Source organism: Micromonospora sp. NPDC126480, assembly GCF_040302465.1.
GTDB lineage: Bacteria > Actinomycetota > Actinomycetes > Mycobacteriales > Micromonosporaceae > Micromonospora.
In genome coordinates this window covers 1-22,108 of record NZ_JBEORU010000052.1, presented here as the reverse complement: position 1 = coordinate 22,108, position 22,108 = coordinate 1, and the positions used below count along the sequence as shown (strand labels likewise).

The following is a 22,108-nucleotide window of genomic DNA, read 5'->3' as shown; positions in this document are numbered from 1 at the left end:
TTGGTGTGGTAACCGTGATCCTCCTGGTCAGGAGCACCCTCATTCACTCGACACGCCCGCACCCAAGCCGAGTACCGGTGGATTCAGGCTGAGCCCGCCCGGCGTGTCGGCGGAAACCGAGGCAGGTGCCGGCCGTCGCCGGGCGGCGGCGTAAGCTGGCCCGTCGTGAGTCTCACCATCGGCATCGTCGGCCTGCCCAACGTCGGCAAGAGCACGCTGTTCAACGCCCTGACCAAGAACGACGTGCTCGCGGCGAACTACCCCTTCGCCACCATCGAGCCCAACGTCGGGGTCGTCGGCCTGCCGGATGAGCGGCTGCACCGGCTGGCCGAGATCTTCAGCTCGCAGAAGGTGATCCCCGCGCCGGTGTCGTTCGTCGACATCGCCGGGCTGGTGCGCGGCGCCTCCAAGGGGCAGGGGCGGGGCAACGCGTTCCTCGCCAACATCCGGGACGCCTCCGCGATCTGCCAGGTCGTCCGCGCCTTCTCCGACCCGAACGTGGTGCACGTCGACGGCAAGGTCTCCCCGGCCGACGACATCGAGACGATCAACACCGAGCTGATCCTCGCCGACCTTCAGACGCTGGAGCGCGCCGTGCCGCGGCTGGAGAAGGAGGCCAAGCTCCGCAAGGACCGGGCCGCCGCGCTGGCCGCCGCGAAGGCCGCGGTCGACGTCCTCGACGGCGGCACCACCCTGTACGCGGGGGCGGCCGCCGCCGGCGTCGAGCTGGAACACCTGCGTGAGCTGCACCTGCTCACCACCAAGCCGTTCCTGTACGTCTTCAACGTCGACGAGGCCGAGCTGGCCAACGCCGAGTTCCTCGACGAGTTGCGGGCCCTGGTCGTGCCCGCCGAGGCCGTCTTCATGGACGCCAAGATCGAATCCGAGCTGGTGGACCTGCCCGAGGAGGAGGCCCGCGAACTGCTGGAGTCGATCGGGCAGTCCGAGCCGGGGCTCGACCAGCTGGTCCGCGTCGGCTTCCGCACGCTCGGGCTCCAGACGTACCTCACCGCCGGCCCCAAGGAGGCGCGGGCCTGGACCGTCCCGGTCGGCGCGACCGCGCCGGAGGCCGCGGGTGTCATCCACTCCGACTTCCAGCGCGGCTTCATCAAGGCCGAGGTCGTCTCCTACGACGACCTGGTCGCGGCCGGGAGCATGGCGGCGGCCAAGGCGGCGGGCAAGGTCCGCATCGAGGGCAAGGAGTACGTCATGCAGGACGGCGACGTCGTGGAGTTCCGCTTCAACGTCTGAGCGTGGCTGACAGATCCACCCTCGCTATGGCAGGGGCGGACACCAGGCCGCGGCCGGCAGTCCCGCTACCGCGGGCGAACCGGCGGCCAGGATCACCACCCCAGCCAACAGCCACGGCCACCAACCTCGATACTTGTTCGTCCGCGCCAGCGCGATGCCCAAGCACAGCGCTCCTGCCACGCCTGCCGCGCAGGCCAGGACCCAGACGAGCGTGCCGTTGCCCGGTCCCCGGGACGGGGACTCGTTGGGGCACCCGCCGGGGTTGGTGATCTCGGGGCTATACCAGACGAGGAGCCACGCGTACAACAGCAGCACCGGGCCCACGACAGCCGAGGTCAAGGCCGTCACTACGAGCCGCAGTCTGATGGCGGGCACCGGCGCGACGGTGCCGTCGGCCCGGCAGTCGGTCATGGCGGCACTTTCGCAGGCCGGCATACCGTGGGGGGAGCGTCGCGGAGCTTCCGATACCGATCTGACACGCAGCACTCCGGGGCCCGTCCGCTCTGAGGGCGACGGTGCACCGGGCAAGCGCAGGAGAGTCCATCCCGGTCCCGGCCGTACGGGCTGCCCTGGCCGCCCGCCGGGGTCAGCACTCGTCCCGGCCGAGCCGCGCGAACTCTTCCATGCTGACGGTGCGCTGCACCTCGTCGTTATTGACGATCGCGATGATCAGGACCGATCCGGCGTGCAGGCTGGCTACTTCGGTGAGCCGGAAGGTCACGGGGCGCGTTACGAAGCTGCGGTTCTCGGGGAGCCCGTACAGCTCGAACGTGGTGTGCGGATCGAGGGGCGGCTCTGGTGACAACCCGGTCAGGCGCAGGGTGGTCGGCGATGTTGCGTCGCGCGGCACGGCATACTCCTGCCGGGGCCATGGCGGCCAGTTCGTCGGTGACGCCGCCTCGCCGGACGGGGTCGGCGGGGCGGAGGCCTCTGCGGGACGGAGTACGACGGAGTCGGGCGGCCGGTCCGCGCACCAGGCCAGGGCCGCGAGCAGTCGCCCGTCGCGGTCCGTCGTCACGCCGGTGATGCCCTCGGTCGCCGGCGTGCAAGCGGCCATACCGACCAGGATGAGAAGCATTGTGGTGAGGCAGGCGGCAGGCCGCTGCATTCTCGTCAAGATCTGGACGGCCACCTTCCGACGGTCTCACCGACGCGTCACACGGCAATCTCGGCCTCGTCACTGATCGACGCCAACGCGCAGCGTGCTGAGGCGTGGTACGCGCCTTCTCCCGGTCCTTGGCGGCCTCTCGGGTGGCCGGGGCTGTCTGCGATCCTGTGCGGATGCGACAGCTCACCGTGCTCGGTAGCTGCGGTGCCTTTCCCGAGCCGGGCCGTGCCTGCAGCGGGTTCGCCGTGGACTGGGACGGCTTCCGCCTGGTGCTCGACCTCGGCTACGCCACGTTGCCGCGACTGCTGACGCACTGGCCGGACGGCCGGGTGGACGCGGTCGCCATCACCCATGAACACGCTGATCACTGCGTCGACCTGCACGGGCTGTTCCGGTGGCGGTACTACGGCGAGCCCGGTGGGCCGCGGTTGCCGTTGTACTGCCCGCCAGGGGTGCTCGAGAGGATCAGCGGCCTGGAGCCGGACGTCGACCTGCACGCCGTCTTCGACGTGCACCCGCTGCCCGGCCGTTACCGGGTGGGCCCCTTCGACCTCACCGGACTGTCACTCCCGCACTTCGTTCCCAACGCCGGCATCCGCCTCGAGGCCGACGGAACAGCTTTGGCCTACTCAGGGGACACCGGCCCGTCCCCGGTGCTTGCCGAACTCGGCCGCGACGCCGACCTGTTCATCGTCGAGGCGACCGACCGGGTAGGCGAGACAAGCCGCTCCACCCGTAATCTCCTGACCTCGGGCGAGGCCGGCTGCTGGGCTCGTCGGGCCGGCGCCCGCCGGCTCATGCTCACCCACTTCTGGCCGGGCAACGACCGGTCAGCCGCTGTGTCGGCGGCGCGGGTCGAGTTCGGCGGTGCCGTACTGGCGGCCGAGGAAGGCCTCGCCGTCGAACTCGAGTCACCCGCCGAGGCCGGAAGAGGGAGGGGAGCAGGCATGCCGAGGAAGCCGGAGCCGGGCCTGGCACCGGAGGACTCGAGGCCCCGCTACCAGGGTGACCCGGTCCTGCTGACGGTGGACGGGCAGGACTTCCGTGTGCGGGTGCGTGCCGACAGCCCCGGCTCGTACGACTTCGACTGGCTCAGCGGGCCGCACGACTACGGCTTTGGCGTCTCCGGGCGCGCCGACCCGCCGAGGACCCGGGCTGAGATGGAAGAGCACATCCGCGCCTTCCTCGCGATGATCGACCCCGCCACCGGCTACATCCAGGAGCAGCCGCCGGACCGGGATTGACCTGAAGCCCACTTCAGGTACGAGCATCGGTCGCATGACGACAAGCGACACGATTCTGGTCACCGGCGCAACGGGAAATGTCGGCCGGCACGTGGTGCATCGGCTGCGGCAGGCGGGCGTGCCGGTACGCGCCCTCACCCGTGATCCGGCCAGCGCCGACCTCCCCGATGACGTCACCGTGATTCGCGGCGACCTGACCGACCCGGAGTCGCTGCCGGCCGGGCTGGCGGACGTGGCGGCGGTGTTCCTGCTGTGGCCGTCGCTCTCTCCCGAGGGCGCGGCGGCGTCGGTCGAGGCGATCACGGCCCGGACCAGCCGGGTCGTCTATCTGTCAGCGCTCCAGGCGGCGGACGGACCGGACACCGTATGGGGCACGGTCGAGCGGCTGATCGAGAAGTCCGGTGTGGATTGGACGTTTCTGCGCTGCGGCGGGTTCGCCGCCAACACGCTCGGCTGGGCGGAGCGGATCCGCGCCGAAGGCGTGGTGCGGGCACCGTACGCCCGGGCCGCGCGGTCGCTGATCCATGAGGCGGACATCGCCGACGTGGCGGTGCGGGCGCTGACCGAGGCGGGGCACACGAGTGAGGCGTACGCGCTCACCGGCCCGGGCGTGGTGACCCAGGCGGAGCAGGCGCGGCTCATCGGCGCGGCGATCGGGCGGCCGGTGCGCTTCGAGGAGCAACCGCTCGACGAGGCCCGCGCGGAGCTGCTGTCGATCTTCGGTGACGAGGCTCTGGTCGAGGGCATGCTCGCGTACTGGGCCAGCCTGGTCGACGAGCCGGAGCCGGTGACGACCACGGTGGCGGAGGTGACCGGCCGACCGGCTCGTACCTTCGCGGAGTGGGCCCGCGACCATGCCGCCAACTTCGGCGGGTAGGCCGGCAAGATCAACTCGACTTTCCGCATGTCGGGGTGTCGCGGCGCCGGTGACAACCCGACCTGCGGTAAGCCGGGCGCGTCGATGATTTCGCCCGCCGCCGATCGTCGTATTGACTGACGCAACGGCGGAAGGAGAACCATGGCCAAGGTGCTGTACGCGGCGACGGCCTCGCTCGACGGCTACATCGCGGGCCCCGGCGGTGACATGTCCTGGCTCACGGAGCACGTCGGCGGTGCGAACCCGACGGCGGAGCGCCTGCTGGCCGAAGTCGGTGCGCTCCTGGTCGGCAACCGCACCTTCGGCGGCGACGACCCGAATCGTGGCACCGACAAGGAGGGCGCGTTCGGCGGCCAGTACCAGGGACCGGTGTTCGTCCTCACGCACCGACCGCCGGCCGAGGCGCCCGCGGGTGTCACGTTCGTCGGCGACCTGCACAGCGCGGTCGCGCAGGCCAAGGAGGCCGCCGGCGACAGGTATGTGAACGTCCTCGGCGCGAACGTCGCGAAGCAGTGCATCGAGGCCGGGCTGCTCGACGAGGTCCTGATGTTCTTCGCTCCGGTGCTGCTCGGCGACGGGGTGCGCATGTTCGATCACCCGGGCGGCACGCGGGTGCGGTTGGCGCAGCTCCCCGGCGAGACCGCGCACTGGTACCGCGTCGTCCGCTCCGCGTCCTGACATGATGACGCGATTGCGGACCCGGCTGGTCTTTGTGCGTCACGGTGAGTCGGTGCACCAGATCGAATCCGTGGTGGGTGGCCCCCGCGGCTGCCGCGGACTGACCGAACGCGGCCACCAGCAGGCGCGGAGGCTAGCCGGGCAGCTCACCGAGGAACTGGCGGGCGCGAGTCCCGTGGCCGTCTACTCGTCGGTGCTGCGGCGAGCCGTCGAGACTGCGAGGCCCATCGCCGAGGCCCTCGGCACTGCGTCGGTCGAACACTGTGGGCTGTGCACCTGGCACACGCCCGCCGCTGCCGACGGCATGCCGACGGCGCGGTTCCAGAGGCAACACCGGGCAGACGGGGGTGGGGTGTTCCGGCCGTTCGAGGACGGCAACGAGAGCTGGGCGGAACTGGTCGTCCGTACCAGCCGGGCGATCATGGACCTCGCGCATCGGCATCGGGGCGGCACGGTGGTGCTGGTCGGGCACACCGAGACGGTGGAGAGCTCGTTCCACGCGCTCGCCGCTCAGCCACTCCTCCGGGCGTTCGACCTGGCGGTGACCCCGGGATCGGTCACCGAGTGGGTCGCCGAGGACATGCCGACCGCCTGGCCGCCGCCACGCTGGACCCTGCGGCGTTTCAACGACGTCCGCTGACCGTTCAGCCGGTGGCGGAGGCCGGCGCGGCGGAAGCGCGACGACCGATAGCCGCCAGACGCCCGGTGTCGCGCACGGCATCGTCGAGGGCATGTCGAGCAACAGTACGGCCCGGACCAGCGGTCCCGTGCCGTTCGAACCCTGGTACGCGTTCGCCGAGGGTGGCCCGGTGGAGCGGGCGCTGCTCCCGTTCCCGTCGTCGACGCCCGCTCCGTTCGAGGTGGCCCGTTGGTCGGTGGCCCCGGGAACCGCCAACGACCTGGACGTCCACCGGTCGCGCGAGATCTGGATCATGGTGGCCGGCGCCGGCACGCTGACGTGGGCCGACCAGAACACGCTGCTCCGGGCCGGGGACGTGGTGGCGTTCGAGAGCCGGGTGCCGCACCAGATCCGGAACGACGGGCCCGACCCGCTCCTCGCCATCTCCGTCTACTGGTTGCCGGCAGACGCCTGAGCCGCGGCCTCGGCGATCAGCCGGCCGGTTCCGGGGCTGGATCCTGCCACTTGCCCGGTAGGGCCCGGCCGGGCGGGAGGAGCCGGCCGGCCGGGCACCGGATGGTGGATCAGAGCAGGCTGACCTTGTACTTGTCGGCCGCCTCGCGGACCGGCTGGTAGAAGGTGGTGCCCCCACGCTGGCAGTCGCCGCTGCCACCCGACGTGATGCCGAGCGCCTTGGTGCCGTCGTAGAGCGGGCCGCCGGAGTCGCCGGGCTCGGCGCACACCGTCGTCTGGATCATGCCTCGCACGGTGCCGCTGCCGATGTAGCGGACGGTGACGTTGAGCGCGGTGACGGTTCCGCTGTGGGTGCCGGTGGTCGACCCGGTGCGCTTGACGGACTCGCCGACGTACGCGTCGGCGACGGTGAAGCCGCCGGGGTGGCTGAGCGAGGTGTTGTCGTAGCGGACGAGCGCGTAGTCGTTGCCCGGGAAGCTGGAGCCGACGGTCGGGCCGATGACGGTGGTCTGGCTGGAGTTGGTGTACCAGGTATTCACCACGTCGCCACAGTGGCCGGCGGTCAGAAAGTAGTAGGTGCCGCCGCTGACGGCGTTGAAGCCGAGTGAGCAGCGGTAGCCGCTGCCGTAGATGGCGTCGCCGGCCGAGAGCAGCCGGGTGAAGACGCCGGGGGTGCGCTGGACGCGGATGGCGCCGGCGTTGCCGCCGGCGTCCTGCCGGATCTTCGCGATCTCGGCGGCGGAGACGGTGCTGTCGGCGGTCACCACGACACGGCCGGAGCCGGCGTCCACGTACCAGGCGATGCCCTCGACGCCCGACCGGTCGACGGCTGCGCTGACGGCGGAGAGTTGGCTGGCGCTGTACGCCTGGGCGGGGGCGGCCGCGGCGGGCGGCGCGAACGCCGCGGTGGCGACCACGCCGACGGCGATTGCGAGTAGTCGGACGGATCGGGGGATCGGGCGGCTGTGAGTGGTTCTCACGGTCTCCTCCTCGGAGCTGCGAGGGCCCGGGTCTGCGGGTCCTCCGCGCTGTCGTCAGGAGCCGCACCAGCCGGGCCGTCGATCCCGTGTTCCTGACGACGATTCAGCGAGTATCGGCGCTGATCGATAACCAATGCAAGGGTTCGGATGGGTAACGTGCAACTTTCGACAGGCAGGACGACCCCGACAAGGTTCGCGTCAGGGACGGCGCCGCTTCGTGCGGCTATCCGGTCGAAACGCCGGACGACGCCGGATGCCGCCCGTCCGGCGGGCGGCCGGTCAGGCTGACCTCATCGGTACGGTGAGGGAGGTGGGTCGTCCTTGGCGAACAACGGTTCCGCCCGGTCCATCAGTGGTCGGGTCAGCGAGATGCTCGCCGATCCGAAGCTCGACGAGGAGGGGCTGCGGCTCTACCTGGCGAGGCTGCTGGACCAGGCGAGCTACCACAGCCGGCTCATCAACAAGCAACTCGTGCTGTTCTTCGGCATCGGTGCGCTGTTCGAGGTGCTCAGCCGGGGCGCGGTTCGGGAGCTGGAACTGCTCGGGGCGAAGTTCCAGGACCTGTCGTTCATCCGGAGCCTCCTCCCGGTCGCGGCGGCGTACCTCTTCGCCAGCATGGTTTCGTCGTTCCTCGCCACCCTGCTGTACCGCCGCGTGGTCAACCAGATCCACTTTCAGCGCTACCCCAGGATGGCGGCCAGCCGCCTCCACGAGCTGCTGCTGCCGGTCGGTAACCCGTTCTCGATAACGATGGAGCTGGACCTGTTCACGTCCCGGCCGTCGGTGCAGGGGCTGATGGCCGCCGGGTCCGTCGCGTACGTCGGCCTGATCTTCGCGGGCCCGGTGGCCTTCTTCGTGTACGCCTACAGCCGGTTGTTCGCGGAGCCCGGCGCTCCCAGCGTGCTGGTGTACCTCTCGCTGCTCGGGACGGTGTTCTTCGCGCTATTCGCCCTGTGGCAGATCGCGGTGTCGCTCCGCCTCGACTAGGGAGCCGGCCGAGCGCCGGTCGGGGCCTGGTGGGTATCGATAGCTATCTTGATCTTCGAGCAACCGTCCTTTATGGTCATTCGGTCGGCGGTCATGGGCAGGCGCTGGTCGCCGTCGCGATCGCCGGTCGAGGATCCGTTACCGGAACGCACGGGGGCGTGGGCACGTGGTGTCCGGCTCCGAGTAAGGGAGACGACGTGAATCGCAAGGTGCTCTCATCCGCCCGGATGGTGCTGGCGGCGCTGGTCGCTACCGCTCTCACGCTGGTGGCCGGCCAGTCACCGGCGCTGGCCGTACTGCCGTCCGACTACAAGATCGAGGTTTCGAGGTGGTACCACGGCTCCGGCCCGGCCGAGTCGAACACCATCAAGATCACTATCCGTAACGGCTGGAACGAGAAGGTCGGCGACGGCGAGTTCCGTGCCGATCCCGATGCTTACGGCGCACCCGGCGACGCCCTCGGTGCGTGTGACGACAGCGCCGACGGGTTCGGCGTCGAGATTCGGATGGACATCGGCTCGTCCGGCGGCCTCCAGCAGACCGATCGCGTCGCGTCGACGCGCGGTCACAACTCCCCGTACTGCACGGGGTGGGTCACCGGAAACATCGCCGAGAACACGCCGGTCGCCGTCAAGGTGTGCCTCGTCAAGGGAGACCTGGCGTACTGCACCGGCGTCTACAACGCCCGCGCCTGACGTCCGAGTCGGCCTGCGGGGGGTGTCTCCCCGCAGGCCGGTGGCCGCCGCACGCATCGTCTGACCGGAGCTATGGAGCCGATCGAATGGTCGGCCCGGGCGCTCCGGCCGGCACGACGTCCGGCGGTCGGGCAGCGGGCCGGGCGAGGAAGGCCACGGCGACAAGCGCGATCAGCAGCCACGGTACGAGTACGGGTGCCAACGCCGGCCAGATCGGCCAGGCCGGTGCGGACAGCCCGTCGGTGCGCAGGTCGGACCAGGTGGCCAGCGCAGGCGGGAGCAGGCCGACGGTAAACAGGGCGAGGACGAGCGGCTGCCGGCGGGTGCGGGCCAGCAGGAGGAACAGTCCCGCCCCGAGAAGTGCCCCGAGCAGCGCGCCGCCGACCGTGGCGACCTGGAGCGCGGCGGGCGGGGTCGCCATCACCGTGAGCTGCGTGCCGGTGGGGTGCTGGGTGAGCGTGGCGCGCAACCCGTCCCGATCGACGCGCCATCCGTCGCACGGTCGCCCGTTCACCGGGCGGCGGTGCCGCACCCACCAGCACGGTGCCCAGCAGCGCCACGGCCACCTGCCGCACCCGTCGATTCACGACCTCACCCCCGCCGAGTGCGGCACAGCCTAGCCCTCGGCGTCCACCCCGGCTGCCCGCCGAACGGCGGTCCGCTTAGTCGACCGGACGGATCAGTTCGACCTCGTCGCCGGGATGGAGCTGGATCTGATCGTTCTGGTCGCGGACCTCAAGGACCGGTACGCCTTCGTCCATGTCCATCCGGCGGCACACGTTTGCTGTGAGACTTTTCCGGCGCGGGGGCGGGCTCCTGGACCGGGTGGCCGACGACCCCGCCACGATCTACGCGAAAATTTGACGGCCGACGGTCCGGAACGCGGGTGCCCGTTCGTCAACCTGATGACACCCCACGAGAGGAGCACACGGTGAAGTACTTGATGTTCGTCTGCAGCGACACCGAGCCGGACACCGACCAGGCCGACTGGCCCGACATCGAGGCCTGGGTGGCGGAGAACGACAGCCGGGGGCGGCGGCTGACCGGTGACCGCCTCGCCGAGCCCTCGGCCGCCACCACCGTCCGGGTCCGCAACGGTGAGCTGCTCATCTCCGACGGTCCGTTCGCCGAGACCAAGGAGGTGATCGTCGGCTTCGACCTGCTGGAGTGCGCCGACCTGGACGAGGCGATCGAGGTGGCGCGCGCCCACCCGATGTCCCGGGGCGGGCGGATCGAACTGCGGCCGCTCGTGGAAGCGGATGAATGAGAGCCCGCACGACCGGGCGGTGGCGGCGGGTGCGGCCGTCGCCACCGCCGGGCGGGAGGCGTACGCCCGGATCGTCGCCACGCTGATCCGGATCACCGGGGACTGGACGCTGGCCGAGGACTGTGCCCAGGAGGCCCTGGCGAGCGCCGTGCAGCGGTGGCCGGCCGACGGCGTGCCGGCCAATCCGGGCGGCTGGCTGATGACCGTCGCCCGCAACCGCGCGGTGGACATGTTGCGCCGGGCCGACATCGAACGCCGGAAGCTGCGCGAGCTGGCTGCGCTCGCGCCGTCCGAAGCGGCGGCGGACACCACGCCGGGGGAGGGGGAGATCGTGGACGACCGGCTGCGGCTCGTCTTCACCTGCTGCCACCCGGCCCTGGCGCTGGAGGCGCGGGTGGCGCTGACGCTGCGTACCGTCTGCGGGGTGCCCACCCCGGACATCGCGCGGGCGTTCCTGGTCACCGAGGCGACGATGACCCGGCGACTGACCCGGGCCAAGGCGAAGATCCGGGCGGCGCGGATCCCGTACCGGGTGCCGACCGGGCGCAGTCTCGACGAGCGGCTGCCCGGCGTGCTCGCCGTGCTCTACCTGCTTTTCACCCGGGGCTACGACGCCGACGGGCGACCGGCCTTCGCCGGGGAGGCGGTCCGGCTGGCACGGCTGCTGGACCGGCTGATGCCGGGGCAGCCGGAGGTCGCCGGGCTGCTGGCGCTCATGCTCCTGCACCACTCCCGCCGCGACGCCCGGCGGGACGTGGACGGCAATCTGTTGACGCTGGACCGGCAGGACCGGTCCCGATGGGATCAGGCCGCCATCGCCGAGGGCCTCGCCGCGCTGGCCAGGGCGGGCGAGGGCCCGTACGCCCTGCAGGCCCGGATCGCCGCCTGCCACGCCACCGCCGCCGCCGCGGAGGCCACCGACTGGCCGGCCATCGCCCGGGCGTACGACCGGCTGGTGGGCATCCAGCCGTCACCGGTGGTCGAGCTGAACCGGGCCGTCGCCCACGGCTACGCGTACGGGCCGGAGGCCGGGCTGATGCTGCTCGCGGCGGTGCGCGCGGGCGGCGCCCTGGACGGGTACCCGCTGGTGCTGGCCGTCGAGGCCGACCTGACCGCCCGCCGCGGCGACACCGAGCGGGCGGCAGCCCTGTTCGAGGAGGCCGCTGCCGCGCATACCGGAGCGGAGCGCCGGGCGCTGCTGGACCGCGCCGCCCGGCTACGGAGCTGACCGGCTGCCCGGCCGTCATCGGGGTGCTTCACGACCCCCGGGCGATGACCACCAGGCCCGCGAGCAGCGGCACCGGGCGGCCGAGGCCCGCCTCACGGGGGCGATCGAGTGCCGCCTCGGACCGATGCGGTCCGAGGCGTCCGGACGATGCGGACGCCCCGGTGTCATTCCGGGCCTCGGCGACCGTTAGAGGCGGGTCAGCGTGCTCATCCAGTTGAAGTACTGGCCGGTCATGCTGTTGTAGCTAGCGGAACTGTCGGCATTGAAGGCGATCGTCGGCGTGTAGGCGTAGCTGTTGTTCGACTCCCGGTTCAGCCAGCAGCGGCTGTTGTACCAGTTGCTACCCTGTGAGTTCGGCCAGACCTCGCAGTTCCAGCGGTAGTAGCCGGCGGCGAGGAAGATGTTCACCTCCGACTGCTTGCTGAGGGTCCAGTGCTCGACCCAGCGGTAGGTGTCCTGCGCCAGGTAGATCCGCCGGGACGGGCTGACCAGGGTGGCGTATCCGCCGTCGCGCTGTGGGTTGTTGGAGAGGAAGAGGTAGCGCTCGATCTTCGCGGGCGGTGACGCCTGCGCGGGTACTCCCAAGACGGCCACCAGGGCCAGGGCGGTTGTCAGTGCGGCCAAAACTTTCGCGGCGGCTCGTCTCACGTCCACGTCCTTTCTCCGAATGGGGTGACGATACCGACGCCGGAGGGCTCCGATGGTTCCGTGCGGACCGTCCCGAGTGGCTCTCGCGCCGGCGAAAAGGCCGCGTAGACCGGGGCCGGGTCGAGGCGGGCGATGTATAGATGCCCTGAGTCCGCCCACTGCTGTGTCGGCAGCAGAACCTTGGTGCTGGCTTCCCGATGGGGGTAGGTGGCCGCGTTCGCCCGTCCCAAGCCGGCACGGAGAGTCAACTGGTTGGCATCGAATGACAACCAGTGCCGACCGGCTCAGCTGATGTAGTGCAGGATCACGTTGTGGACGTGGTGGCTCTTCTGGGCGCCACGGAACTCCACCTCGTAGGTGTGCGTACCGACGTGGATTGCGATGGCGCCGGTGGAGAAGAACGAGCCGCCCCACGACTTGTTGCTGACAACGCTCACGCTTGTGATCTTCGAGTACGGGATGCTGGTGATCGCGTACCGCTTGCCGATGAACGAGCGGTCCTGGATGATCACACGCCGGTCGGTGAGGCCGATGAAGCCGGTGCCGGTGCCCACGGCGTCGTAGACGGCGATGATCTGCTCACCTTCGAGCAGGCCGCTCTGGATCTGCTGGAACTGCTCCTTGCGGTCGTACGTCGCGTTCGCCATGACTGCCAGCGTAGGCCCGCCCGGCCACATTCAAGATCAACATGCGGGGCCGTCGGAACGAGGGCCGCTCGCGCCCTTGGCGGGAGGCGACTTGCCCTGCCCGAGGGCCTTTGGATCTGAGCCGTTGACGACATCGGCTGGACGCCCTGGTCGGTCCGACGCCGGGACGGGCTCCGCAACGCAGAACGCCTGCCGGCCCAACTCACCCACGACATCAGCTCCAAAGGCGTCTGTCCATCGCCGCTGCTGCGTAGCGCATTGAGTCTCCGGGGCCCCGAGATCAGAGGCGGTGGGCGGCGATGACGAACTCCCCGTCGCCCCGGCCGACCGGCTCGCCCCGCCAGCCGCCGTGGACCCCGAAGAACTGCGCCACGTGGCTGGTCCGCACGGCCACGGCGGTCAGGACTCGGTGACCGCGCGGTACGCGTCCTCGATGCGGGCCGCCAGCAGGACCTCGCCCTCGGTCAGCGGCGCGTTGCCGTGCCCGACCCGGATCTGCGTCTGGTCGGCGCGGCGGCTGATCTCCGGACGCAGGTGCAGTGCGTCGGCGACCACCTTCACCCGCTCGGTGAGGGCCGCGTGCTGCGAGTCGTCGATCACGAGAGTGCGTCGGATCTGCTCGCCTTCCCGGGTCCACCCAGGGAGGAGGGCCAACGCGTCGCTGAGATAGTCGTGCTTCCCCCGCCCGAACAGCACGCGCATCACCACACCTCCCAGGCGCCGTTGCCGGCTTGTGGCCAAACCGTCGCCATCCCGTGTCTTGCCGGTGGCCCTAGTCTTTCGCCGTACGGTGAGTGTGTCCACGGCCACACTTCCGTGTCTTCCTGGCCTGACGGTCGGCCACGGTACCCAAACCGCCGATTGATCTGGCACGCTGGACGCCCGTGCGGACCGAACGGGCTAACGACGGTGGGCGGGTCGAGCGACGAGAGCTGAAGGTGATCGTCGGCGCGGCGATCATCGAGAACGGACGGGTGCTCGCCTGCGCCCGCTCCGCCCCGCCGGAGGTGGCCGGCATGTGGGAGTTCCCGGGCGGCAAGGTCGAGCCGGGGGAGAGCGAGACGGCGGCGCTGGTCCGCGAGTGCGCCGAGGAACTGGCCGTCCGGGTGGAGATCGGCGACCGGGTCGGCCGCAACGTCCGGATGGCGCACGGCCGCTCGGTGCTCAAGGTGTACGCGGCTCGCCTGCTGCACGGCGACCAGCCGCAGGCCCTGGAGCACTCGGCGCTGCGCTGGCTGTCCGCGGCCGAACTGGACAGCGTCACGTGGCTACCCGCCGACGCGCCGATCGTCGCCGCACTCCGCCCCCTCCTGGCCGCCCGCTGACCCGCCCGCGAACCGGAAGGCCGGTCCGAAAACGGACGGGGGCCGCCGGCATCTGCCGTGGCCCCCGTCATCGTCGATGCTCTCAGTGCTTGTCCTGCTCCGGATGCGCGAAGTTGAGGTGCTCCGGAGGCAGCGGGAACGTCACGTCGTCGCCGAACGGGGACGGCGCCGCCGCGCGGTCGAAGGTGAGCTCGGTCAGCGGCAGCTTGCCGGACGCGTCGACCGCCGGGGCGGTCGGCTTCGGCACCTCGCGGTGCCAGTTGACGCCCTGCTGCGCCTGCACCTCGGCCTGCGGGTCGTGCGAGCCACCCGCGTGCGAGTGGAGCCCGGCCGGGCCCGCCGCGTGGGCGTGCACCGCGCCCGGGGAGTGCTCGCTGGTCACGCTGGTCTGAGGCACCTGACCCCTCCGGAAGATCTTGCTACCAAGCCACACGAGTGGATCGTACCTGCGGTCGACGACCCGCTCCTTCATGGGGATGATCCCGTTGTCGGTGATCTTGATGTGCTCGGGGCAGACCTCGGTGCAGCACTTGGTGATGTTGCAGTAGCCCAGGCCCTGCTCGGCCTGTGCGTACTCCTTGCGGTCGTCCCTGGCGTCCAGCGGGTGCATGTCCAGCTCGGCCGCGCGGATGAAGTACCGGGGCCCGGCGAAGGCGGGCTTGTTCTCCTCGTGGTCCCGGATGACGTGGCAGACCGTCTGGCACAGGAAGCACTCGATGCACTTGCGGAACTCCTGCGAGCGCTCGACGTCGACCTGCTGCATCCGGTAGTCGCCCGGGGCCACCCCCGGCGGCGGCGCGAAGGCGGGGGTCTCCCGGGCCTTCTCGTAGTTGAACGAGACGTCGGTGACCAGGTCCCGAACCACCGGGAACGTCCGCAGCGGCGTGACCGAGATCGTCTCGTCCTCGGTGAACGTCGACATCCGGGTCATGCAGGCCAGCTTCGGCTTGCCGTTGATCTCGACGGAGCAGGAGCCGCACTTGCCGGCCTTGCAGTTCCAGCGACAGGCGAGGTCCGGCGCGTCGGTGGCCTGAAGCCGGTGGATGACGTCGAGGACCACCTCGCCCTCGTTCACCTCGACCATGTAGTCCTGCAGGTCGCCGCCGGTCTCGTCGCCCCGCCAGATGCGGAATTGCCTCTTGGTGCCCATCTACTTGCCCGCCTCCTCAGCGAGGGCGTCGAACTCCGTCAGCTCCTCGTCGGTCAGGTACTTGGCCAGCTCCGCGCGGTCGAAGAGCGCGACCAGCTCCGGGCGCATCTTCGGCAACGGCTTGCGATCCAGTCGCACGGTGTCGCCCTCCAGCGAGCAGACCAGGTTGACCCGCCGCCAGGCCGGGTCCATCGCCGGGTGGTCCTCCCGGGTGTGGCCGCCCCGCGACTCCCGCCGCTCCAGCGCCGCCTTCGCGGTGCACTCCGAGACGACAAGCATGTTGCGGAGGTCCAGTGCCAGGTGCCAGCCCGGGTTGTAGCGACGTCCGCCGGCCGCGCTGACCTTGGCCACCCGCTCGCGCAGTTCGCCGAGCCGGCTCAGCGCGTCGACCAGCTCGTTCTCGCGCCGGATGATGCCGACCAGGTCGCCCATCACCGCCTGGAGGTCCTGCTGGAGGTTGTACGGGCTCTCACCGGTGTCCCGCTGCAGCGGCGCGAGGGCCGTCTCCACCGCGGCCTCCACGGCCGTCACCGGGACCCGGGGGCGCGAGGCCAGGCCGTCGGCGTACGAGGCGGCGTGGCCGCCCGCCCGCTTGCCGAAGACCAGCAGGTCGGACAGTGAGTTGCCGCCGAGCCGGTTGGACCCGTGCATCCCGCCGGAAACCTCGCCGGCGGCGAACAGCCCGCGCACGTGCCCGATCGCCGCGCCCGAGTCCGGGTCGACCTCGACGCCACCCATCACGTAGTGGCAGGTGGGGCCGACCTCCATCGGCTCCTTGGTGATGTCGACGTCGGCCAGCTCCTTGAACTGGTGGTACATCGACGGGAGGCGGCGGCGGACCTCCTCGGCCGGCAGCCGGGAGGCGATGTCCAGGTAGACGCCCCCGGCGGGCGTACCCCGGCCGGCCTTGACCTCGCTGTTGATCGCCCGGGCCACCTCGTCGCGGGGCAGCAGCTCCGGCGGGCGCCGGTTGTTGTCCGGGTCGTCGTACCAGCGGTCCGCCTCGGCCTCGTTGTCCGCGTACTGCTTGCGGAACACGTCCGGCACGTAGTCGAACATGAACCGCTTGCCCTCGGAGTTCTTCAGGACACCGCCGTCACCCCGGACCGACTCGGTGACCAGGATGCCCTTCACCGAGGGCGGCCAGACCATGCCGGTCGGGTGGAACTGGAGGAACTCCATGTTGATGAGATTCGCCCCGGCGCGCAGCGCGAGCGCGTGGCCGTCCCCGGTGTACTCCCAGGAGTTCGAGGTGACCTTGTACGACCGGCCGACACCACCGGTCGCCAGCACCACGGCGGGCGCCTCGAAGAGGACGAACTCGCCGGACTCCCGGTAGTACCCGAACGCCCCGGCGACCCGGTCGCCGTCGAGCAGCAGCTCGGTGACGGTGGTCTCGGCGAAGACCCGGATCCGCGCGTCGTACGAGCCGTGCTCGCGCTTGTCCTCCTGCTGCAGAGAGACGATCTTCTGCTGGAGGGTGCGGATCAGCTCCAGGCCGGTCCGGTCGCCGACGTGCGCCAGGCGCGGGTACTCGTGGCCGCCGAAGTTGCGCTGCGAGATCTTCCCGTCCTTGGTGCGGTCGAAGAGCGCACCGTACGTCTCCAGCTCCCAGATCCGCTGCGGCGACTCCTTCGCGTGCAGCTCGGCCATCCGGAAGTTGTTGAGGAACTTGCCGCCGCGCATCGTGTCGCGGAAGTGCACCTGCCAGCTGTCCCGGCTGTTCACGTTGCCCATCGCGGCGGCGGCGCCGCCCTCGGCCATCACCGTGTGCGCCTTGCCGAAGAGCGACTTCGAGATGATGGCGGTCTTCTTGCCGGCCAGCCGGGCCTCGATCGCCGCCCGCAGCCCGGCGCCGCCGGCCCCGATGACGACGACATCGTAGTGGTGTCGTTCGATTCGCGTGGTAGTGGTCATGTCAGGGGCCTTCAGTTGATGAACCGCAGGTCGGTGATCCAGTCGGCCGCGACGGCCATGATGTAGAAGTCGGTGAAGAGCACCGTGAACAGCGACACCATGGCGAACGTGCCGTGTCGGACGTTCAGCTTGGACACGAAGGTCCAGAAGCGGTAGCGGATCGGGTTCTTCGAGAAGTGCTTGAGCCGGCCGCCCATGACGTGCCGGCAGGCGTGGCAGGACAGCGTGTATCCGGCCAGGGCGACGATGTTGACCAGGATGATCAGCGTGCCCAGACCGACGCCGAAGCCACCGTCCGGGCCGCGGAACGCCAGGATCGCGTCGTAGATGTTGACCAGCAGGATCAGCGCCGCGAGGTAGAAGAAGTACCGGTGCCAGTTCATGACGAACAGCGGGAACCGCGTCTCACCGGTGTACTTCTTGTGCGGCTCGGTGACCGCGCAGGCCGGCGGCGACGCCCAGAGCGACCGGTAGCCCGCCTTGCGGTAGTAGTAGCAGGTCACCCGGAACCCGGCCACGATCGGGAAGGCGATGATGCCGAGCGGGAGGAAGAACGGGAACGCGCCGAACCAGGTGCCGAAGTGCGACGAGCCCGGCACGCACTCGCTCGACACGCACGGCGAGTACAGCGGCGTGAGGTAGTGGAAGTCCTCGACGTAGTACCACTTCGCCATGAAGATGCGGATCGTCGAGTAGACGATGAAGAAGAGCAGGATCGCGGCGATGATCGCGGGCTGCACCCACCAGCGGTCCGTACGCAACGTCCTCGCCGAGATGGCGGCGCGCGGCCGCGCACCCGGTCCTCCCGGCCTCGTTGCCGTAGTTGTCATTCTTCTCTCCCTGACGGGCCCCTCACGGGCTGCGGATCAAGTTCCGGTAGGCAACCGGACCGGCTGAGCCGCACCCGCTTGCCAACGTCATGCGCACACCAACGCCCACGCCGGCGATACGGCGCAGCTAAGTGACACACGTTACGCCGATCTTCGCGAGCCGTCCGCGCAAGGCAGTGTCCCGTGTGTCCCCGCCTCAGGAAACCCCTCGGAGGAAGATCGATGTCCGGATGTTAGGAACTTCACCCGGGAATCGACGGCGGTCAGCCGGACGCGCCGCCGGTGAAGTTCCACGAGGCCAGCCGCAGCGCGGGTGCCTCCCACCAGACGCCGTCGACCCGGTCCGGCTGGCGCGCCGGCCGGCGCCCCACACCGAGCACCGCACCCGGGCCGAGCGCGCGCGGGTAGGCCTCGGTGAATCGGAAATCGCGCACCGCCCGGGTGACCACGCCGTCCTCCACGAGCCACACGCCGTTGCGGGTCAGGCCCGTGACGACCAGGCTCTTCGGATCGAGGACCCGCGTGTACCAGAGGTCGCTCACCAGCAGGCCCCGGCGGACGCCGGAAACCAGCGCGGCGATGTCCGGGTCGACCACCGCCCCGGACAGGTCACCGTCGCCCACCCATTCGGAGCCCGAGCCGCCCTGGGCCCGGGCGGTGGGTGCCGGCGGGTCCGACGCGGGCGCCAGGCGCAGGTTGCGGGGCATGGGGCCCCAGGTGGCGGCGCCCGCGGCGGCGTGCCCGGTCGGGGCCGCGCCGACCTCCGCGGCCGTACGCCGGTCGTGGGCGACGGCGCGGGTGGTGCCCGCGTCGACCAGGACCAGCGCCTCGCGCGGCGTGCCCTCCACGTCGAACGGCAGCCCGGAGCCGCCGAGCGGATCGTCCACCAGGGTCACCGCGGGGTCGAACTGGGCGGCGCCCGGCTCGGCGAAGGACTGCCGCTCGGCGTACCGCTTGCCGTTGAAGCCGTAGAAGGCGAGGTTCTCCAGCAGGTCCGCGACCGCGGCCGGCTCCAGGACGACCTCGTACCGGCCCGGCGGCAGCTCGACCGGATCGGCCGCCGCGCGGGCCTTGGCGGCGGCGCGGGCACCGAGGACCGAGCCGTCGAGGTCGGCCAGGCGGTCGGCGGCCAGCCGGGTCACCCCGTCCGAGGCGCCGGTGCGGGCGATGCCGTCCATCGCCGCCTCGGCCGTGCGGCCCTGCGCCGAGTGGCCGGCCGAGTTGGCGAACGCCGACGAAAGGTGGCCGGTGCGGCAGTAGCCGGCGGTCTCCAGCCCGCCGGCCGCGGCAACGAACGCGTGGACCCGTTCGGCCCGCTCGTCCGGCTCCGCGTACGCGGTCGCCTCGTCCGGCGGCGGGCCGACCGGGGCCGGTGTCGGCGGTGTGAGCCCCGGCCAGGCCGGATCGGGCGGGCAGAGCCGCGCGGCCGCCAGGGTGCGCTCGACCAGCGCGCGCAGCCCGTCGGGCGTGACGACGCTGCCGCTGCCGGCGGCCGTCCGCCCGTCGACGTGCAGCCGCAGCCGCACCCCGACCCCCGATTCGGCGACGTTCTGGTGGATGAAGGAGTTGGCGAACCGGGTCAGCGCCAGGCCGGCCCGCGTCACCACCGCCTCGGCCTCGGCGGCCGGGCCACCGAGACGGCGGATCAGCTCGATCACCTGACCGGCGAGATCCAGCTCGGTCATGCGCGTACCCCCACCCGGACGTTGCGGAAGCGGGCCGGCGCGGCCGGGTGGCCGGTGTGACCGACCTGGCCCGGCTGCCCCTTGCCGCAGTTGGGCGTGCCCCAGGCGACGGTTTCGTTGGACAGCATGTCCATCGAGCGCCAGAAGAGCGGGCCGATGCCGGTGTAGGTGGGGTTGCGCAGCATCCGTCCCCGCTTCCCGTTCCTGATCTCCCAGCCGATCTCGCAGCCGAACTGGAAGTTGAGCCGCTTGTCGTCGATGGACCAGGAGCGGTTGACGTCCATCAGCACTCCCTCCTCGGTGGCCGCGACGATCTCGTCGAGGGTGTGCGGCCCGGGCTCCAGCCCCACGTTCGTCATGCGCACCATCGGCAGCCGCGCCCAGCCGTCCGCGCGGACGCTGCCGCCGTGGTCGAGGCCCGCGACGGCGGCCGAGTCGCGCCCCGCCAGCACGCCCACCCAGCGTCCCTCGCGGACCGCGTCCCGCTTGACGGCGGGCGAGCCCTCGTCGTCGTACCCGAAGCTGCCGAGCGCGCCGGGGATCGTCGGGTCGATGGTGATGGTCATCAGCTCCGAGCCGTACCGCAGCGAGCCGAGCTGGGCCAGGTCCAACCAGGACGTGCCGGCGAAGGCGGCCTCCCAGCCGAGGATCCGGTCCAGCTCGATGGCGTGCCCGACCGACTCGTGGATCTGGAGGGCGAGCTGCTCGCCGCCGAGAATGAGGTCGGTCTCACCGGCCGGGCAGAGCGGCGCGTTGAGCAGCGCCCGCGACTCCTCCGCCATCCGCGCCGCGTGCGCGGTCAGGTCGAGCGAGTCGACCAGCTCCCAGCCCGTCGTGCCGTACTGGCCCCGGTAACTCGGGTACGACCGGCGCTGCGTCTCCCCGGCACCGATCGAGGTCGCCGAGATCCCGCCGCCACACTCGCGGATGCGCTGGTCGATCCGGTGGCCCTCGCTGGAGACGAACCACTTCGCCGTGTCCCAGACCTGGTAGAGCCCCTCGGCGACGTCGGCCCCGTGGTCGGCCATCAGCTTCGTGGCCTCGACCAGCAGGTCGCCCTTGGTGGACAGCGGCACGCCGAGCGGATCGACCTCGCAGGCCGACGCCCAGCTGGCCGTGACGGGCTGGCCCGGCACCAGGTCGATCGGCGGGCCGGGGACGCGGGCACTCGCGGCGGCGATCGCCGCGGCGCGCCGGCCGGCGTCACGGGCGGCGGCGTCGGAGAGGTCGGGGACGGCGTGGAAGCCCCAGCTCGACCCGACCAGCGCCCGGACCCCCAGCCCGAGGCTCTCGTCCTGGGTCAGCTCCTCGATGTCGCCGTTGCGGGCCGACATCGACTCGTAGCGCCGGTGCATCACCCGGGCGTCGGCGTACCGGGCGCCCGCGTCGAGGGCGGCCTGGACGGCTGCGGACGCCGCGTCGAACTCGGTCATGGGCCGACCCTAGGCGAGCCGGCCGACATCCGTGCTCCCTCTGGTCCGGGATGCGGCATGTCGGGTTGTCACCGTCGAAGGGATGCCGCGACATGCCGCGTCCCGAGTCGACCAAGGGCGGCGAGGGGTGTCGGGGGCTTTGCCCAGTCGTTACGCTGGGGCCCGCTGACAGTCCGGGGCCCTGTAGCTTATTTTCACCCTCTGAGTTCTGTTGTAGGTTCCCTACATCAAACCGAGGGAGGCGGTCGTGGGCAGTCCGGAGTCGGCGCAGGCCGGGGGCCTCCCGAGCGTGCCGGAGCCGCGGTCCGGCGAGGGCCCGTACCTGCGCGTCAGTGACCTGCGGGTGCGGTTCGACACGACCGACGGCGTGGTGCGCGCGGTCGACGGGGTGTCCTTCGCCGTGGAGCGGGGGCGCACCCTCGGCATCGTCGGCGAGTCCGGCTCCGGAAAGAGCGTCACGTCGCTGGCGATCCTCGGCCTGCACGACCCGAAGCGCAGCACCATCACCGGCGAGATCACCGTCGGCGGCCGGCAGCTGGTCGGCCTGCCGGAAGAGGCGGTACGCCGGCTGCGCGGCCGGGACATGGCGATGATCTTCCAGGATCCGTTGTCGGCGTTGCATCCGTACTACACGGTGGGGCGGCAGGTCGCCGAGGCGTACCGGGTGCACCACCCGAAGGCCGGCAAGCGCGAGGCGCGGCAGCGGGCGGTGGACATGCTGGGCCGGGTGGGGATTCCGCAGCCGGGGCGGCGGTTCGATCAGTATCCGCACGAGTTCTCCGGTGGGATGCGGCAGCGGGCGATGATCGCGATGGCGCTGGTCAACGACCCGGCCCTGCTCATCGCGGACGAGCCCACCACTGCGCTGGACGTCACCGTGCAGGCGCAGATCCTCGATCTGCTCGCCGACCTGCAGGCCGAGTTCCACTCCGCGATCATCATGATCACTCACGATCTGGGCGTGATCAGCCAGGTGGCTGACGAGGTGTTGGTGATGTACGGGGGTCGGGCGGTGGAGCACGGGAGTGTGGAGCAGGTGTTGCGGCGGCCGCAGCATCCGTACAC

At 71.0% G+C, this 22,108-nt stretch carries 24 protein-coding genes; 12 read left to right on the top strand and 12 right to left on the bottom strand.

The annotated features are described in order from the left end of the window. The first annotated feature begins 165 nt into the window (after nt 1-165). Nucleotides 166-1,251, top strand: a complete 1,086-nt coding sequence (gene ychF / locus ABTW87_RS29755; protein ID WP_350654700.1) for a redox-regulated ATPase YchF — start codon at nt 166-168, stop codon at nt 1,249-1,251. A 24-nt stretch (nt 1,252-1,275) separates the two neighbouring features. On the opposite strand, the gene ABTW87_RS29750 is transcribed toward ychF, so the two are convergent. Both ABTW87_RS29750 and ABTW87_RS29745 read right to left on the bottom strand, forming a co-directional pair. Beyond that, nucleotides 1,276-1,662: a hypothetical protein gene (locus ABTW87_RS29750; RefSeq protein WP_350654698.1), complete on the bottom strand. Its 387-nt coding sequence runs from the start codon at nt 1,660-1,662 to the stop codon at nt 1,276-1,278. A 175-nt stretch (nt 1,663-1,837) separates the two neighbouring features. Beyond that, complete coding sequence (locus tag ABTW87_RS29745; RefSeq protein ID WP_350654697.1) at nt 1,838-2,383, bottom strand: hypothetical protein; 546 nt, start codon at nt 2,381-2,383, stop codon at nt 1,838-1,840. Nucleotides 2,384-2,532: 149 nt separating this feature from the next. On the opposite strand from ABTW87_RS29745, the gene ABTW87_RS29740 reads away from it, so the two are divergent. The 5 genes from ABTW87_RS29740 (at nt 2,533) to ABTW87_RS29720 (ending at nt 6,252) form a co-directional block, all read left to right on the top strand. Beyond that, on the top strand, nt 2,533-3,603 hold the full coding sequence (locus tag ABTW87_RS29740) for an MBL fold metallo-hydrolase (protein WP_350654696.1): 1,071 nt from the start codon (nt 2,533-2,535) through the stop codon (nt 3,601-3,603). Nucleotides 3,604-3,637: 34 nt separating this feature from the next. Then, nucleotides 3,638-4,480, top strand: coding sequence for an SDR family oxidoreductase (locus tag ABTW87_RS29735; RefSeq protein WP_350654695.1), 843 nt, complete (start codon nt 3,638-3,640; stop codon nt 4,478-4,480). A gap of 141 nt (nt 4,481-4,621) precedes the next feature. Next, nucleotides 4,622-5,158 carry a dihydrofolate reductase family protein gene (locus ABTW87_RS29730; protein WP_350654693.1) on the top strand — a complete coding sequence of 179 codons (537 nt, stop codon included), beginning with the start codon at nt 4,622-4,624 and terminating at the stop codon, nt 5,156-5,158. A 1-nt stretch (nt 5,159) separates the two neighbouring features. Next, nucleotides 5,160-5,798, top strand: a complete 639-nt coding sequence (locus ABTW87_RS29725; RefSeq protein ID WP_350654692.1) for a histidine phosphatase family protein — start codon at nt 5,160-5,162, stop codon at nt 5,796-5,798. A gap of 91 nt (nt 5,799-5,889) precedes the next feature. Beyond that, complete coding sequence (locus ABTW87_RS29720; RefSeq protein WP_350654690.1) at nt 5,890-6,252, top strand: cupin domain-containing protein; 363 nt, start codon at nt 5,890-5,892, stop codon at nt 6,250-6,252. A 109-nt stretch (nt 6,253-6,361) separates the two neighbouring features. Here the strand turns inward: ABTW87_RS29720 and ABTW87_RS29715 are convergent, their stop codons facing one another. After that, on the bottom strand, nt 6,362-7,231 hold the full coding sequence (locus tag ABTW87_RS29715) for a S1 family peptidase (protein ID WP_350654689.1): 870 nt from the start codon (nt 7,229-7,231) through the stop codon (nt 6,362-6,364). Between the two features lie 321 nt (nt 7,232-7,552). Here ABTW87_RS29715 and ABTW87_RS29710 point away from each other — a divergent pair, with 321 nt between their 5' ends. Next, on the top strand, nt 7,553-8,218 hold the full coding sequence (locus tag ABTW87_RS29710) for a hypothetical protein (RefSeq protein WP_350654688.1): 666 nt from the start codon (nt 7,553-7,555) through the stop codon (nt 8,216-8,218). Nucleotides 8,219-8,415: 197 nt separating this feature from the next. Then, complete coding sequence (locus ABTW87_RS29705; protein ID WP_350654686.1) at nt 8,416-8,913, top strand: hypothetical protein; 498 nt, start codon at nt 8,416-8,418, stop codon at nt 8,911-8,913. 70 nt (nt 8,914-8,983) lie between these two features. On the opposite strand, the gene ABTW87_RS29700 is transcribed toward ABTW87_RS29705, so the two are convergent. Further along, nucleotides 8,984-9,427, bottom strand: a complete 444-nt coding sequence (locus ABTW87_RS29700; protein WP_350654684.1) for a hypothetical protein — start codon at nt 9,425-9,427, stop codon at nt 8,984-8,986. 417 nt (nt 9,428-9,844) lie between these two features. On the opposite strand from ABTW87_RS29700, the gene ABTW87_RS29695 reads away from it, so the two are divergent. After that, nucleotides 9,845-10,180 (top strand): YciI family protein, encoded by a 336-nt coding sequence (locus ABTW87_RS29695; protein ID WP_350654683.1) that lies wholly within the window; start codon nt 9,845-9,847, stop codon nt 10,178-10,180. Further along, nucleotides 10,173-11,408: an RNA polymerase sigma factor gene (locus ABTW87_RS29690; protein ID WP_350654681.1), complete on the top strand. Its 1,236-nt coding sequence runs from the start codon at nt 10,173-10,175 to the stop codon at nt 11,406-11,408. The genes ABTW87_RS29695 and ABTW87_RS29690 overlap by 8 nt, the downstream gene beginning before the upstream one ends. 186 nt (nt 11,409-11,594) lie before the next feature. On the opposite strand, the gene ABTW87_RS29685 is transcribed toward ABTW87_RS29690, so the two are convergent. The 3 genes from ABTW87_RS29685 to ABTW87_RS29675 form a co-directional block, all read right to left on the bottom strand. Next, nucleotides 11,595-12,062, bottom strand: a complete 468-nt coding sequence (locus ABTW87_RS29685) for a hypothetical protein (RefSeq protein WP_350654680.1) — start codon at nt 12,060-12,062, stop codon at nt 11,595-11,597. A 278-nt stretch (nt 12,063-12,340) separates the two neighbouring features. Further along, nucleotides 12,341-12,703, bottom strand: a complete 363-nt coding sequence (locus ABTW87_RS29680) for a PH domain-containing protein (RefSeq protein WP_130320299.1) — start codon at nt 12,701-12,703, stop codon at nt 12,341-12,343. A 399-nt stretch (nt 12,704-13,102) separates the two neighbouring features. Then, entirely contained in the window at nt 13,103-13,405 is a 303-nt protein-coding gene (locus ABTW87_RS29675) for a 4a-hydroxytetrahydrobiopterin dehydratase (RefSeq protein WP_350654678.1), read from the bottom strand. Nucleotides 13,406-13,587: 182 nt separating this feature from the next. Here ABTW87_RS29675 and ABTW87_RS29670 point away from each other — a divergent pair, with 182 nt between their 5' ends. Then, nucleotides 13,588-14,028, top strand: a complete 441-nt coding sequence (locus ABTW87_RS29670) for a (deoxy)nucleoside triphosphate pyrophosphohydrolase (RefSeq protein ID WP_350654677.1) — start codon at nt 13,588-13,590, stop codon at nt 14,026-14,028. 82 nt (nt 14,029-14,110) lie between these two features. Here the strand turns inward: ABTW87_RS29670 and ABTW87_RS29665 are convergent, their stop codons facing one another. From ABTW87_RS29665 to ABTW87_RS29645, 5 genes are all read right to left on the bottom strand, one after another. Further along, entirely contained in the window at nt 14,111-15,178 is a 1,068-nt protein-coding gene (locus ABTW87_RS29665; RefSeq protein ID WP_350654676.1) for a succinate dehydrogenase/fumarate reductase iron-sulfur subunit, read from the bottom strand. Then, entirely contained in the window at nt 15,179-17,095 is a 1,917-nt protein-coding gene (locus ABTW87_RS29660) for a fumarate reductase/succinate dehydrogenase flavoprotein subunit (RefSeq protein WP_350654674.1), read from the bottom strand. 11 nt (nt 17,096-17,106) lie between these two features. Continuing rightward, nucleotides 17,107-17,925, bottom strand: coding sequence for a succinate dehydrogenase subunit SdhC (gene sdhC / locus ABTW87_RS29655; RefSeq protein WP_350654673.1), 819 nt, complete (start codon nt 17,923-17,925; stop codon nt 17,107-17,109). Between the two features lie 263 nt (nt 17,926-18,188). Then, complete coding sequence (locus tag ABTW87_RS29650) at nt 18,189-19,610, bottom strand: metallopeptidase TldD-related protein (RefSeq protein WP_350654672.1); 1,422 nt, start codon at nt 19,608-19,610, stop codon at nt 18,189-18,191. After that, on the bottom strand, nt 19,607-21,043 hold the full coding sequence (locus tag ABTW87_RS29645) for a TldD/PmbA family protein (RefSeq protein ID WP_350654671.1): 1,437 nt from the start codon (nt 21,041-21,043) through the stop codon (nt 19,607-19,609). The genes ABTW87_RS29650 and ABTW87_RS29645 overlap by 4 nt, the downstream gene beginning before the upstream one ends. 289 nt (nt 21,044-21,332) lie before the next feature. Between ABTW87_RS29645 and ABTW87_RS29640 the strand changes: the two genes are divergently transcribed. After that, the coding region (locus ABTW87_RS29640) for an ABC transporter ATP-binding protein (protein ID WP_350654702.1) at nt 21,333-22,108 on the top strand (776 nt) is incomplete at its 3' end.

Coding starts and splice junctions, on each gene's coding strand:
- sdhC (WP_350654673.1), bottom strand. CDS start 17,925: ATGACAACTACGGCAACGAGGCCGGGAGGACCGGGTGCGCGGCCGCGC.
- ABTW87_RS29690 (WP_350654681.1), top strand. CDS start 10,173: ATGAATGAGAGCCCGCACGACCGGGCGGTGGCGGCGGGTGCGGCCGTC.
- ABTW87_RS29730 (WP_350654693.1), top strand. CDS start 4,622: ATGGCCAAGGTGCTGTACGCGGCGACGGCCTCGCTCGACGGCTACATC.
- ABTW87_RS29720 (WP_350654690.1), top strand. CDS start 5,890: ATGTCGAGCAACAGTACGGCCCGGACCAGCGGTCCCGTGCCGTTCGAA.
- ABTW87_RS29740 (WP_350654696.1), top strand. CDS start 2,533: ATGCGACAGCTCACCGTGCTCGGTAGCTGCGGTGCCTTTCCCGAGCCG.
- ABTW87_RS29660 (WP_350654674.1), bottom strand. CDS start 17,095: ATGACCACTACCACGCGAATCGAACGACACCACTACGATGTCGTCGTC.
- ABTW87_RS29645 (WP_350654671.1), bottom strand. CDS start 21,043: ATGACCGAGTTCGACGCGGCGTCCGCAGCCGTCCAGGCCGCCCTCGAC.
- ABTW87_RS29665 (WP_350654676.1), bottom strand. CDS start 15,178: ATGGGCACCAAGAGGCAATTCCGCATCTGGCGGGGCGACGAGACCGGC.
- ABTW87_RS29650 (WP_350654672.1), bottom strand. CDS start 19,610: ATGACCGAGCTGGATCTCGCCGGTCAGGTGATCGAGCTGATCCGCCGT.
- ABTW87_RS29750 (WP_350654698.1), bottom strand. CDS start 1,662: ATGACCGACTGCCGGGCCGACGGCACCGTCGCGCCGGTGCCCGCCATC.
- ABTW87_RS29725 (WP_350654692.1), top strand. CDS start 5,160: ATGATGACGCGATTGCGGACCCGGCTGGTCTTTGTGCGTCACGGTGAG.
- ABTW87_RS29680 (WP_130320299.1), bottom strand. CDS start 12,703: ATGGCGAACGCGACGTACGACCGCAAGGAGCAGTTCCAGCAGATCCAG.
- ABTW87_RS29675 (WP_350654678.1), bottom strand. CDS start 13,405: ATGCGCGTGCTGTTCGGGCGGGGGAAGCACGACTATCTCAGCGACGCG.
- ABTW87_RS29735 (WP_350654695.1), top strand. CDS start 3,638: ATGACGACAAGCGACACGATTCTGGTCACCGGCGCAACGGGAAATGTC.